The 12914-nt window shown below is 71.6% G+C and carries 12 protein-coding genes; 9 read left to right on the top strand and 3 right to left on the bottom strand.

Annotation, left to right across the window (positions count from 1 at the left end; all coding sequences use genetic code 11):
* Positions 1–154: 154 nt before the first annotated feature.
* Positions 155–1117 carry a right-handed parallel beta-helix repeat-containing protein gene (locus tag ABZT74_RS24500; RefSeq protein WP_356438097.1) on the bottom strand — a complete coding sequence of 321 codons (963 nt, stop codon included), beginning with the start codon at positions 1115–1117 and terminating at the stop codon, positions 155–157.
* 299 nt (positions 1118–1416) lie between these two features.
* On the opposite strand from ABZT74_RS24500, the gene ABZT74_RS24505 reads away from it, so the two are divergent.
* From ABZT74_RS24505 to ABZT74_RS24520, 4 genes are all read left to right on the top strand, one after another.
* Positions 1417–2943: an FAD-dependent oxidoreductase gene (locus ABZT74_RS24505; RefSeq protein WP_356438332.1), complete on the top strand. Its 1527-nt coding sequence runs from the start codon at positions 1417–1419 to the stop codon at positions 2941–2943.
* A 196-nt stretch (positions 2944–3139) separates the two neighbouring features.
* Positions 3140–4078, top strand: a complete 939-nt coding sequence (locus tag ABZT74_RS24510) for a PAC2 family protein (protein WP_355869868.1) — start codon at positions 3140–3142, stop codon at positions 4076–4078.
* A gap of 90 nt (positions 4079–4168) precedes the next feature.
* Positions 4169–4777, top strand: coding sequence for a dephospho-CoA kinase (coaE, locus tag ABZT74_RS24515; RefSeq protein WP_356438100.1), 609 nt, complete (start codon positions 4169–4171; stop codon positions 4775–4777).
* Positions 4778–4827: 50 nt separating this feature from the next.
* Positions 4828–5208: a tetratricopeptide repeat protein gene (locus ABZT74_RS24520; protein ID WP_355869862.1), complete on the top strand. Its 381-nt coding sequence runs from the start codon at positions 4828–4830 to the stop codon at positions 5206–5208.
* Positions 5209–5271: 63 nt separating this feature from the next.
* Here the strand turns inward: ABZT74_RS24520 and ABZT74_RS24525 are convergent, their stop codons facing one another.
* The gene (locus tag ABZT74_RS24525) at positions 5272–5598 is read right to left on the bottom strand and encodes a DUF6343 family protein (RefSeq protein WP_356176626.1); all 327 of its coding nucleotides are present in this window, start codon (positions 5596–5598) and stop codon (positions 5272–5274) included.
* Positions 5599–5692: 94 nt separating this feature from the next.
* On the opposite strand from ABZT74_RS24525, the gene ABZT74_RS24530 reads away from it, so the two are divergent.
* The 3 genes from ABZT74_RS24530 (at position 5693) to ABZT74_RS24540 (ending at position 8342) form a co-directional block, all read left to right on the top strand.
* Positions 5693–6679: an acyltransferase domain-containing protein gene (locus tag ABZT74_RS24530; RefSeq protein ID WP_356438103.1), complete on the top strand. Its 987-nt coding sequence runs from the start codon at positions 5693–5695 to the stop codon at positions 6677–6679.
* A gap of 197 nt (positions 6680–6876) precedes the next feature.
* Complete coding sequence (locus ABZT74_RS24535) at positions 6877–7566, top strand: class I SAM-dependent methyltransferase (RefSeq protein WP_356176630.1); 690 nt, start codon at positions 6877–6879, stop codon at positions 7564–7566.
* Between the two features lie 326 nt (positions 7567–7892).
* Entirely contained in the window at positions 7893–8342 is a 450-nt protein-coding gene (locus ABZT74_RS24540; protein WP_355869850.1) for a DoxX family protein, read from the top strand.
* A 574-nt stretch (positions 8343–8916) separates the two neighbouring features.
* Here ABZT74_RS24540 and ABZT74_RS24545 read toward each other — a convergent pair.
* Complete coding sequence (locus ABZT74_RS24545; RefSeq protein ID WP_356176724.1) at positions 8917–9480, bottom strand: RNA-binding S4 domain-containing protein; 564 nt, start codon at positions 9478–9480, stop codon at positions 8917–8919.
* Between the two features lie 449 nt (positions 9481–9929).
* On the opposite strand from ABZT74_RS24545, the gene ABZT74_RS24550 reads away from it, so the two are divergent.
* Entirely contained in the window at positions 9930–11282 is a 1353-nt protein-coding gene (locus ABZT74_RS24550; RefSeq protein WP_356438107.1) for a M20/M25/M40 family metallo-hydrolase, read from the top strand.
* 70 nt (positions 11283–11352) lie between these two features.
* Positions 11353–12885, top strand: coding sequence for a YfcC family protein (locus ABZT74_RS24555; protein ID WP_356438110.1), 1533 nt, complete (start codon positions 11353–11355; stop codon positions 12883–12885).
* The last annotated feature ends 29 nt before the right edge of the window (positions 12886–12914 follow it).

Below are 12914 nucleotides of genomic sequence, written 5' to 3' on the forward strand. Positions count from 1 at the left end.
CGCTTCACGGGCAGGCGTAATGGCAGCCGGATGGTGTACCACCGTGCCCGGCAAGGTCACCCAGGTCGGGCCGGCCAGGTCGGCGAGGTGTGGGGCCGCCAGAGCACCAGGTAGTCGGCGAGGAACATGGCCCAGTGTCCTGTTCTCCGGCAGGTCAGGGCGTCACTGCGATGTTGCTGAGTCCCTTGCCGCCCGTCACCGTGTTCGACGCGTAGACGGTGGTCCTGCACGAGGCGCTGTAGTTCGTGACGTTGACCGCGAGCTGCTTGTCGCCGGTGGCACCCCGCAGGTCCGAGGTGTTCCCGCGGAACACCGTGCCGCAGCCCCAGCCGGACTGCTGGGTGTGGGTCTCGTAGCCGTCGTTCGTGGTGGCGGTCCCCTTGTTGTTCTCCACGAGGACGTCGTTGCCCTTCACGTCGACCCAGGAGTCGTCGAAGTTGGCACCGGTCAGTCCGCTGCCGTCGAAGGTGTTGCCGGTGATGCGCGCACCCGTCGTGCCCTCCTTGATGTCGACGTTCTCGCCGCCCACGTCCGGGCCGATCGTGTTGCCGCTGATCTCGACGCGGTCGCTCTTGTCCGAAGTCCCGCCGGCCGTGCCGACGTAGACGCCCTCGCCCATGCCGCGGCCGTCGTTGCCGGTGTCGTAGATCTTCGAGTTCCTGATCGCGCCGTCCGTGCTGGAGTTGCGGAAGTGGACGCCCTCCATGTCGAGCCCGTGGACGGTGACCGTGTCGACGACGACGCCCTTCGCCGAGTCGATCATGATGCCCTTCTGGCCGCCGGTGACGGTGATGCCCCGGACCGTCCAGTACGAGGCCCCGTTGAGGTGCAGTCCGTAGCCGCCGCCCGCCGTGAGGACGGCCTTCGCGGAGCCGGTGAGGGTGATGCGGGAGCCGGAGGTCGCGGCCGTCGTCGTCTTGAAGTTGCCGGTGTACGTGCCGTCCGCGAGGTGGATCGTGTCGCCGGGCGCGGCCGAGGTGAGCGCCGACTTCAGCTGGGTGGCCGTGGTGACCTCGATGGTCTGGGCCGCGCTCGCGGTGGGGGCGGAGGCCGGCACCCCGCCCGAGGCCAGTGCCGCGCCGAGCAGGGGGAGGAGAAGCGTGTGCCGGATACGCATGTGGGGGTGACCTTCCCGTCGGTTCGCAAGAAGACTGTTCTTGTACGTGAACTTTGGGCGCCCATATGAACGTAAGGGTGCCCCGGGTCCGCGTCAAGGTCCGTACCAGCCCGGTGTGCGGGGAGGGAAACGTGGCGGATACACGAGTAACTGCAGCCCTGTAACCGGCCGTTGCCAGGATCCCCGGGTCATCCAAGATCGAGAGGGGAGCCGAAGGCATGGCAGCACAGGAGCGATCGAGTGCGTCGAGCCGGCGCGCATTCTTGCGCACCGTCGGTCTGACCGGCGGTGCGGGCGCGATGTTCGCCACCATGGGAGCCCTCGGCCTCGCGCCCACCGCGCAGGCCGCCCAGCGTGAACAGCCTTACCGCGCACCGAAGTCGGGCGATTTCACCCTCACCGGGAGAGGCGCCGCAAAGGTCGTGATCGTCGGCGGAGGCATCGCCGGACTCGCCTCCGCCTACGAGCTCGGCAAGGCGGGCTACGACTGCACGATCCTGGAGGCCAGGGACCGCACCGGCGGCCGCAACTTCACCGTGCGCGGCGGGGACACGACCACGGACCTGTACGGCAACACCCAGACGGCGCGCTTCAGCAACGGCCAGTACATGAACGCCGGACCGGCCCGCATCCCGCAGTGGATGATCACCCTCGACTACTGCCGCGAACTCGGCGTCCCCGTCGAGGTGTTCACGAACACGAACGCGGATGCGTACATGTACAACGAGTCGTCCGGCATGACCAAGCCGGTGCGCCACCGCACCGCGAAGGCCGACGTGTACGGCTACGTCTCCGAACTGCTCGCCAAGGCCACCGACAAGGGCGCCCTCGACAGGGAACTGACCGCCACCGACCAGGACCGGCTCGTCGAGTTCCTCAAGGACTTCGGCGAACTCGGCGACAAGCTCGCCTACGAGGGCGGACCGCGCCGCGGCTACACCACCGTCCCCGCCGCCGCCGGAACCCCGGGCGTCCTCCTCGGCGACGTCCCGGCCGCCTCAGAGGTCTTCGCCAGCGGCGTCGGCCGCTACTTCTCCTTCGAGTTCGAGTTCGACCAGGCCATGCTGATGTTCCAGCCGGTCGGCGGCATGGACCAGATACCGAAGGCCCTCACCCGTGCCGTCGGAGCGCACCGCGTCCGTACCGGAGCCGCGGTCACCCGGATCACCGACAAGGGCCACGGCGTCACCGTCACGTACACCCAGGGCGGCCGCACGAAGTCCGTCGACGCCGACTTCTGTATCGGCGCCCTGCCGCCCAACATCCTCGCCAAGGTCCCGCACAACCTCGGCTCCGGCGTCCAGAGCGCCCTGGAGGCGATCACCCCCCAGTCCGCGGGCAAGATCGGCCTCGAATACCGCTCACGCTGGTGGGAGCTCGACCACCGCATCTACGGCGGCATCACCGAGACCGACCAGGACGTCACCCACATCTGGCACCCCTCCTACGGCTACAGCGGCCGGCGCGGCGTCATGATCGGCTACTACAACTACGGCTCCGACGCCGACTCGTACGCCAGGCTCGGCCCCAAGGACCGCGAGAAGCGCGCGGTGGCCGCGGGCGTCAAGATCTACGGCGAGAAGTACCGGACCGAACTCGACTCGTCCTTCTCCCACCACTGGCGCCAGACACCGCATCTCGAAGCCGCCTGGCACGACACCCCCGGCGGACCCGACGACCCCCGTTACACACCCCTGAACCGGCCCACCGGACGCGTCTACTTCGCCGGCGACTGGCTCAGCTACACCGACGCCTGGCAGCACGGCGCCCTCACCTCCGCCCGCAACGCCGTCAGCGCGCTCCACGCGCGCGTGCTGTCGTCGTGACCCTCCACGCGCGCGTGCCGTCCTCGTAACACGCGTGTGCTGTGCTCGTGGCGTCCCCGTGGTTCCCGTCACCGCGGGGACCCGGGCCGCTCGTGGCGGACGGGAGAACGCGACGAGGGCGCTGCGGAGCGCGGAACGGGAATGTCCGTGCTCCGCACCATGTTGTGCAGTACGAACACGAGGAGGAGCGGTCACAGTGCTTGATCCGCAGGGTTTGTACGCATGGGAGCCGAAGGGGCTGGCCGTGGTCGACATGGCACTCGCCCAGGAGTCGGCCGGTCTTGTCATGCTCTACCACTTCGACGGATACATCGACGCGGGTGAGACGGGCGACCAGATCGTCGACCGCGCCCTCGACTCGCTGCCCCACCAGGTCGTGGCCCGCTTCGACCACGACCGGCTCGTGGACTATCGGGCCCGCCGCCCGCTGCTCACGTTCAAGCGCGACCGCTGGACGGAGTACGAGGAGCCGACGCTCGACGTCCGCCTCGTCCAGGACGCCACCGGTGCGCCCTTCCTGCTGCTCTCCGGCCCCGAGCCGGACGTCGAGTGGGAGCGCTTCGCCGCCGCCGTGCAGCAGATCGTGGAGCGGCTCGGCGTCCGCCTCTCGGTGAACTTCCACGGCATCCCCATGGGCGTCCCGCACACCCGCCCGGTCGGCCTCACCCCGCACGGCAACCGCACCGACCTGGTGCCCGGCCACCGCAGCCCCTTCGACGAGGCGCAGGTCCCCGGAAGCGCCGAGTCCCTCGTCGAGTACCGCCTCATGGAGGCCGGACACGACGTGCTCGGTGTCGCCGCGCACGTGCCCCACTACATCGCGCGGTCGCCGTACCCCGACGCGGCGCTGACCGTGCTGGAGTCCATCACGGCCGCGACCGGCCTGGTGCTTCCCGGGATGGCGCACGCCCTGCGGACCGAGGCGCACCGCACCCAGACCGAGATCGACCGGCAGATCCAGGAGGGCGACGAGGAACTCGTCGCGCTCGTCCAGGGTCTCGAGCACCAGTACGACGCCTCGGCGGGCGCCGAGACCCGCGGGAACATGCTCGCGGAACCGGTGGACATTCCCTCGGCGGACGAGATCGGCCTGGAGTTCGAGCGCTTCCTGGCGGAGCGCGAGGGCGACTCCTGACGACGACGCCCGGCCGCAGGAGCCCGTGTCCCCGGACCGCGGGCGTCCCGGGCCGGTGCGCTGTCGGTGCCAGGCCCTAAGCTGCCGGACATGCTGAAAGTGGGCCTGACCGGCGGTATCGGCGCCGGCAAGAGCGAAGTGTCCCGGCTCCTCGTCGAGCACGGGGCGGTCCTGATCGACGCGGACCGCATCGCCCGCGAGGTCGTCGAGCCCGGAACTCCCGGGCTGGCGGCGGTCGTCGACGCCTTCGGCGAGGACGTGCTCACGGCCGACGGCACACTGGACCGGCCGCGGCTCGGCTCGATCGTCTTCGCCGACCCCGAGCGCCTCGCCACACTGAACGCGATCGTGCACCCCCTCGTCGGCACCCGCTCGCGCGCTCTGGAGGACGCCGCCCCGGCGGACGCCGTCGTCGTGCACGACGTGCCCCTGCTCGCCGAGAACGGCCTCGCCCCGCTGTACGACCTGGTGATCGTCGTGGACGCCCGTCCGGAGACCCAGCTCGACCGGCTCGTCCGGCTGCGCGGTATGACCGAGAAGGACGCCCGCGCCCGCATGGCAGCGCAGGCCCCGCGCGAGAAGAGGCTGGCGGTCGCGGACATCGTCATCGACAACGACGTACCGCTCGCGGATCTGGAGCGCCGCGTGGCCGACGTATGGGGTGATCTCGCGCGCAGGGCCCGACAGCCCCAGGAATAGCATCCCGCGCGAGGGGCGTTGAACGGTTGCAGCGAGGGAAGGACTCTGCCGTGCCCGAGATCAGCGGACCGACCGGACGCACTCCGGAGACGCATGTCATCGACTTCCGCGCCGCCGAGCAGCTGCTCGGCGCGCGTGACCCGCAGGGCGCGGTGAAGCTCCTCGACCCTGTCATCGCCGCGCATCCCGAGAACACGGCGGCCCGGCTGCTGCGCGCGCGTGCCTTCTTCGCGGCGGCGCAACTGCGCCCCGCCGAGCTGGAGTTCACGATCGTCCTGGAGCGTGAACCGGACAACGCGTTCGCGCACTTCGCGCTCGCCCGGACCTATGAGCGCCAGCGACGCCCCGAGCAGGCGAAGCGCCACTTCAGACTGGCGGCCGCGCTCGACCCGAAGCCGCAGTACCTGGAAGCGGCGCGGTTCGACTCCTAGAACGAATCCCCGCACGCGCCGCCCGCCCCGTGGACCCGGCTTCGGGACGACGAGCGGGCCGCGTCAGGGATGCGAGGGCTTCGAGGGGTGCTGCGTCGGCGGACGCGGAGGGCGGGGCGGACGGGGAACCGGCCGCTCCTCGACCGGTTCGTACGGCGGGACGTCACGGCCCGGCTGGTAGTGCGGCCCCTGCCGGATGTGCCGGACGATCATCACCATGTCCACGCTGACGAGCAGCCACAGCACCGCGCAGGCCGCCGCCCAGCCCGGCCGTCCCGCCAGCACGAAGGCCACGGTTCCGGCGACGGCCCAGATCAGCCCCCACGCGCTCAGCCAGAACCGCAGCCGCAGAGCACTGCGCGCTGTCACCGGTTCACTGCCCGTACGCATCAGGATCACCGTTCCTATGGGGAAACGTACTCTTCGTGGTGCACGTTCACCAAAGGAGAGCGGCCCCGATGGCGGCCGCCGGGGGGAGGCGACAGTGCTGCTGAAGGAGCTGCGGGCGGACGCGAGGCTGGCCGAGTGGCTGAAGGACCTGGAGCGCGAGGGGCCGCCCCGGGAGGCGGTGTGGATCCCGGACGCGGACGAGCTGCCCGACGTCCTGCTCGACCTGTCCGTGCCGCACGAGCACATCAACGAACTCGTCTCCCTGCGCGGGCGGTTGGCCGCCGATCCGGAGGCCGTGACGCTCCTCGCGCGGTGCGTCACCCGTTTCGTCCGCGACATGGGGGAGGTCGGCACGGCCTGGGAGCCGCCTGTTCTCCCCGCGTCGACCGGGGCCCTCGGCCGCTGCTTCCCCCTCTTCGTCTTCGTCGCGGCCCTCCCGTACGTCCGCGCCCACCACCAGGAACGCGGCATCCCGGAAGACGTGTCCCGGCGCACCCTCGCCGACCTGGGCCGGCACGTCTCGGTGCACCACCGGCGCGCGGGCGGCCCCGGACTGCTCTTCCCCTGGTGGATAGCCCTGCACTTCCACGGCGAGCTGTTCCAGCTGGGCCGTCTCCAGCTCCAGCGGGCGGTACTGGGACAGCGCACGGGCCGTGCCGTCGCCGCGGCGGGCCTCGGAGCGGGGCCGGGCGACCCCTGCCTCAGCCTGCACATCACCGACTTCCGCGGCCCGCTCTCCCCGGCCGCCTGCGACCGTTCGCTCGCTCTGGCCCGCGCGTTCTTCGCCCGCCACTACCCCGACGAGCGCCACGAGATCGCCTACTGCCACTCCTGGCTGCTCGACCCGCAGCTCAAGCGGTACCTGGCGGCCGACTCCAACATCATCCGCTTCCAGGACCGCTTCGCCGTCGAGTCCGAGGAGACCGGCCCGGACGACGGGGTGCCGGTCGGGTTCGTCTTCGGCGACCCGGATCTGCCGGTCGACGGGCTGCCGCGACGCAGCAGCGTCGAGCGCGCGGTGGGGGACCACCTGCGCGCCGGCGGCCACTGGTACGGAGGAAGCGGCTGGTTCGCGCTGTAGGACACGAGTTCCCGTCCGCGGGGCACCCGCGCGGCCCCCGCGTCGGCTCCGCGTCGGCTCCGCGTCGGCTCCGCGTCGGCTCCGCGCAAGCCTCCTGTGCCTGCCGACAGGCTCCTCCTCCTCGCGGGGAACGAGGGTGACCCGAACGAGTGACAGGGGAGGGGAACGGCCGTACGCATGCCGTCCGTTGGACGGATATGAGGATCGAGAAGCGTCAGGGATACGAGGGCACGGGACCCGGAGCCATCACTCCGGACGGCTGCGCGGTCGAGCTGTACGCCAGGCTGCCCGTCGGGAGCGAGCCGGACATCATCACCGCCGCGGTGCCGCCGGCCGCGCACATCCTCGAACTGGGCTGTGGCGTCGGGCGGATGACCCACCCGCTGCTGGACCGCGGGTTCGCCGTCACGGCGGTGGACGAGTCCGCCGAGATGCTGGAGCACGTCCGCGGGGCGCGTACCGTGCGCAGCGCCATCGAGGACCTCGACCTCGGCGAGACGTTCGACGTGGTGATGCTGGCGTCGTTCCTCGTCCACGCCGGGGACATCCGCGTGCGGCGGGCCCTGCTGGACACCTGCGCGCGCCATGTCGCCGCCGAGGGATGCGTGTTGATCCAGCGCGAGGGCCTGGACTGGCACAGCGACGTCCCCCGCGAGCGGGCGGACCCGACCGGCTTCGTCGCCCGCATCCTGTCCGCGGACCCGGTCGGTGACGGGGTGAACTCGGTGCGCGCGGAGTACACGTTCCCGGACGCCACCTGGACCCAGACCTTCCTCTCCCGGCCGTTGACCCCGGCCGCGTTCGAGGAGGCGCTGGGCGAGTCCGGCCTGAGAGTGGACCGGTACCTGACGGACGACGGGATGTGGGTGAGGGCAGTGAAGGGGTGAGGCCGGTGAGAGCGGCGGAACGGTGAGAGGCGCGGGAGGGGAGCAATCGGTGTAAGGGCGCGAGCGTGGGAAGGGAGCAGGCGGAGGAAGAGTGCGAGGCGCGGGGGAGCAAGTGATGTGGGGGTGCGAGGGGAGCAGGCGGAGGAGGGGTGCGATGCGTGGAGAGGGCCAGAGCGGTGAAGGCGTCAGTGGGGGTGCGGTGACGCGTGGTCCGGGGCCTGTGGTGGGGCCGGAAACAGATCCTCGCTCGCACCGATGAGTTCCGGGTATCCCCACGGTCTATCTCCTCGAAAGCAGCAACCACCGCTTCCACACAGGAGACCACCGTGTCCGAGACCACCCTCCCCGCCGCCACCTCCGCCCCGGCCGCCGCCACCACGCGCTCCCGTCGTGCCCGGATCGCCCTGACCGCCCTGCAGGTCGTCCTCGGTCTCTTCTTCGCCATCGCCAGCGCCGTGCCCAAGCTGATCGCCCACCCCTCGGCGGTCGAGTCGTTCGACAAGCTCGGCTGGGGCCACACGGGGATGTACATCATCGGGGCGCTCGAACTCGCCGGTGGGATCGCCCTGATGATCCCGCTCCTGGACTCGGTGGCGGCGGTGGCCCTCATGGCGCTGATGGTCGGCGCCTTCATCGTGAACGTCGTCATCGACGGCCCGTACCCGGCGACCCCGCTCATCCTGATGCTGCCGCTCGCCCTGATCGCCTGGGCCCGGCGCGGCCACACGACCGAACTGCTCGACCTGGTCCGACGACGGGTGGGACAGCGCGCGTGACGAAGGTCCGCGGACGCAGGGCTCCCCCTGAGCGGGGGAGCCCTCGTCGACGTGCGGTGGCAGGAGCAGGAGCAGGAGCAGGGGCAGGGGCACGGGCTAGGCGGCAGGCGGCGGGGGGTCGGAGCTTGGCGGCCCGGGACTGGTGGGAGCGCTGACGACGGCGGAATCCGGGCAGCCGACGACGCGGGCTGACGAAGGAGCCGGTCCGGCAGCCCCGATCATCGGCCCGAGCCGGCTTGCCGGAGTTGCCGATGTGTCCGAGCCAACTCCGCCGCAGTTTCGATGTCCCCGAGTCGCCTCGCCGCAGTTGCCTTTCCGAGCCGGCTTGCCGGAGCTGCCGGGCGTGTCCGAGCCGGCCTAGCCGCAGTTGCGGATGTCCCCGAGTCGCCTCGGTCGCCTCGCCTGAGTCGCCTTTCCGAGCCGGCTTGCCGGAGCTGCCGGGCGTGGCCGAGCCGGGGGTGCCCGAAACAGGCCGCCGGAGTTTGCCCGGGCCGCGCAGCCGCAGCCTGCGGCCCGAACGAGGCTGCCGGGCCGGGCTGTGGGTCTCCGGGCCGCGGGTCTCCGGGCTCCGGTACTACGAGCCGGAGGAGCGGCGGCCGGGGGAGCGGCGGGACGGTTCGGAACCCGTGGGGCCACCCGTTCGCCCGGAGCCCGGGGCGGGCCCGGCTGACTTGACGGGGCCGGACGAGCCGGCCTCCATGCCGCGCAGGCGTTCCATGTCGCGGCGGTCCCGCTTGGTCGGGCGGCCCGCTCCCCGGTCCCTGATGCCGGCCGGGGCCACGGCCTCGCGGGGCGGGGGCGGCGGGCTGTTGTCGACGAAGCACTCGACGGCGACGGGCGGACCGACCCGCTTGCGGATCACCCGCTTCACGATGACGACCCGCTCACGGCCCTCGTGGCGCAGCCGGACCTCATCGCCGACGCGCACGCCGTACGCGGGCTTGACGCGTTCACCATTGACCCGCACATGGCCGCCGCGGCAGGCGGTGGCGGCCACCGCGCGCGTCTTGACGAGACGGACGGACCAGATCCAGGCGTCGATCCGCACGCTCTGGCCCGCGGCGGGACCGGCACCCGCGGCGGCGATCACGGCGGCGGCTTTCGCGGCGGCAGCGGAGTCGGCAGGGGGGTCGGTCAGGGAACCGGCCGGGGAACCGGCGTCGGAATCCGCCCCGGCGGTGTCCCCGTCACGTACGGCGTCGCCCGTGGTGCGCACGCCTGCCCCGCCCGCCGCTGTCGCACCGGGTGCGCCCGCGCCGCGTGCGGACCGCCCACCCGTTCTCCGGGCGTCGCCACCGCCGGCGCCCCGGCCGTCGCCGTGGGCTCCGCGCGCGGCGCGGTCACCGGCGCCGCGGCCCCCGCCGCCGTCCGCGCCCGAGTCGGCGGCGACCCCACGTCCTGTTCGCGTGGCGGCCGCGCCGTCCATCTCCCCGTCAGCGTCCTGAGAAGCCATGTCCCGACTCTAACCCCCGTCGTCCGGGACCCCGCACGGCTTTTCCGTCGCACGGACCACCCCGGATGCGGCGCCCCCGGAGTGCGCCGAGGCTGGCGGGTGAGGCCGTCCGGAGAACGACAGAGGGGACCGCGGTGGACACAGCAGCGAAGGTCGACGCGTTGATGGACGGCCTCCGCGCCGATCTGGAACGGCTCGCGGCCATCCCCTCCGTCGCCTTCCCCGGATTTCCCGCCGAGCCGGTGCGGGAGGCCCACGACCTCCTCGTGGGGATGCTGCACGACGTCGGGGTGGAACGCGTCGAACGGATCGACCTGCCCGACACCGCCCCCGTGATCTTCGGGGAGATCCCGCCGCCCAGCCCGGACGCGCCGACGGTCCTCCTCTACTCGCACTACGACGTGCAGCCGCCCGGCGACGAGAAGCTGTGGTTGTCACCGCCCTTCGAGCCGACCCCCGTCGAGGGCGGCCTGCGGGCGCGCGGCATCGCCGACGACAAGTCCAACGTGATCGCGCACCTGGGCATGCTGCGGGCCTACGAGGGGCGGCCACCGGTCGGCGTGAAGATCGTCTTCGAGGGTCAGGAGGAGTACGGCAGCCCCTTCGACGACTATCCGCCGAGCGATCCCGAACGGTTCGCGTGCGATGCGATGGTCATCGCCGACCTGGGCAATCTCCGCCCCGGCACCCCCACCCTCACCACCGGTCTGCGCGGTGCGTCCGAGGTGGTCGTCGAGGTCCGCACCCTCCAGGAGCCCCGGCACAGCGGCGAGTTCGGAGGAGCGGCACCGGACGCCCTGCTCGTGCTGCTGAACGCGCTGTCCACGCTGCACGACGTGCACGGCGACGTGGCGGTGGCGGGGCTGCGGCGCGAGGAATGGAGCGGGACGACGTACACCGAGGACGAGTTCCGCGATCTCGCGGGGGTGTGCGACGGTGTGCCGCTGACCGGCAGCGGGAGCCTCGGGGAGCGGTTGTGGAGCGGCCCCGCGATCACGGTGATCGGACTGGACGCGCCGAGTGTCGAACACGCGGCGTCGGCCGTCGTGCCGTATGCCCGCGCCAAGCTCAACCTCCGCTTCCACCCGCGCCAGGACGCGAAGGAGGCGCGAGGGCTCCTCGTCGATCATCTGCGCGCGCTGCGCCCGTTCGGCGTCCCGCTCACCGTCACGCCGGGCGACACCGGGCCGGGCTACGAGGCGTCGACCGGCGGTCCCGCCTACCGGGCGGCGCTCACCGCGCTGCGCGAGGCATGGGGCGAGGACGCGTCGTACGTGGCGACCGGCGGGTCCATCCCGCTGGTCAACGGACTCGCGCGGGCCGCTCCCGACGCCGAGGTGCTGCTGTTCGGCGCGCAGGACAGCATGTGCAACCTGCACGCCCCCAACGAACGCGTCCTCTTCTCGGAGCTGCGCAACACGGTGGTCGCGATGTGCGCGTTCGTACGCGAGTACGCGGCCGGTTTCCGGCCGGGAGCCGCCTCATGACCGCCGGCGCGCCCCGCTCGGCCACGGACGGACCCACCGTCACCGCAGCCCCCGGGGAGGCCGCAGCGCGATGAGCACTCCCACCGAGACGAAGCCGTCGGACACCGAAGAGCCGCCGCACAGACGCAAGTTCACGTTCCCGAGCGCGCTGACCGTCCTCGCGATCGTCACGATCGCCGTGTGGGCGCTGGCGTTCCTGATCCCCGCCGGGCAGTACGACCGTACGCCCGAGGGCAGGCCGATCCAGGGCACCTACCACCGCGTCGACTCCGGCGAGAGCTTCGTCGACCGCCTCAACGACCTGTTCCTGTCACCCGTCAACGGCCTCTACGGCATCCTGGACGAGAAGACGGCCCAGGTCGGACCCGACTTCGCCGGTGAACTGTACGGCAGCGCGGGCGTGTTCCTGTTCGTGCTCGCCATCGGAGCGTTCATCACCGTGGTGTTCGCGACCGGCGCGCTCGACCGGGGCATCGGTCTGCTCGCGCACCGGCTGCGGGCACGGGGGGCGTTGCTCATCGCGGGCATCATGGTGGTGTTCTCGGTTCTCGGCACGGTCGAGGGATTCGCCGAGGAGACCCTCGGGTTCTACGGCCTGATCGTGCCGTTGATGCTGGCGCTCGGCTACGACCGGATGGTGGCGGTCGGCACGATCATCCTCGGCGCCGGCATCGGGGTGCTGTGCTCGACGGTGAACCCCTTCGCGACGGGCGTGGCCTCGTCCGCCGCCGACATCTCGCTCGGCGACGGCATCGTGCTCCGGTTCGTGATGTGGGTCGTGCTGACGGCGGTCACCGTCGCGTACGTGATCCGGTACGCGCGGCGGGTGCAGAAGCGGCCGGAGCGGTCGATCACCGGTTTCCTGCCGGGGGACCGCGAGCACGCGCGGGACGCGGCCGGTGAGGTGCCCGAACTGACCGGCCTGCACAAGGCGGTGCTCGCCACCACGGTCCTGGTCTTCGCCTTCATGATCTTCTCCGTCGTCCCGTGGTCCAGCGCGCTCACCGGCAAGGCGGACGCGCGGCCCTACGGATTCGAGCTCGGCTGGTCCTTCCCCGAGCTGGCCGCGCTGTTCCTGTGCGCGGCGGTGCTGGTCGGGGTGGTGGCCCGGATGGGCGAGCAGAAGCTGAGCGCGACGATCATCCAGGGCGCCGCGGACTTCATCTCGCCCGCGCTGGTGATCGTGTTGGCCCGCGGGGTCACCGTGATCATGAACAACTCGAAGATCACGGACACCGTGCTGCACTCCATCGAGGGTGTCGTGCAGGGCACCTCCTCCAGCCTGTTCGCGATCATCGTCTTCGTCGTGAACCTGCCGCTCGCCTTCCTCATCCCCTCGACCTCGGGCCACGCGACCCTCGCCATGCCGATCCTCGCCCCGCTCGCCGACTTCGCGGGCGTCTCCCGGGCCGTCGTCGTCACCGCCTGGCAGTCCGCCAGCGGCTGGATGAACCTCTGGGTCCCCACCACCGCCGTCACCATCGGCGGCGTCGCCCTCGCCAAGGTCGGCTACGACAAGTACCTCCGCTTCGTGTGGCCCCTCCTCGCCATCCTCTTCCTGCTGATCTGCGGCTTCCTCGCCGTCGGGGCGGCGATGAGCTAGGTGCCGGAGCGGCGATGACCCAGGTGCCG

Source organism: Streptomyces sp. NPDC005302 (genome assembly GCF_040607345.1).
In the GTDB taxonomy this organism is placed as follows: Bacteria; Actinomycetota; Actinomycetes; order Streptomycetales; family Streptomycetaceae; genus Streptomyces.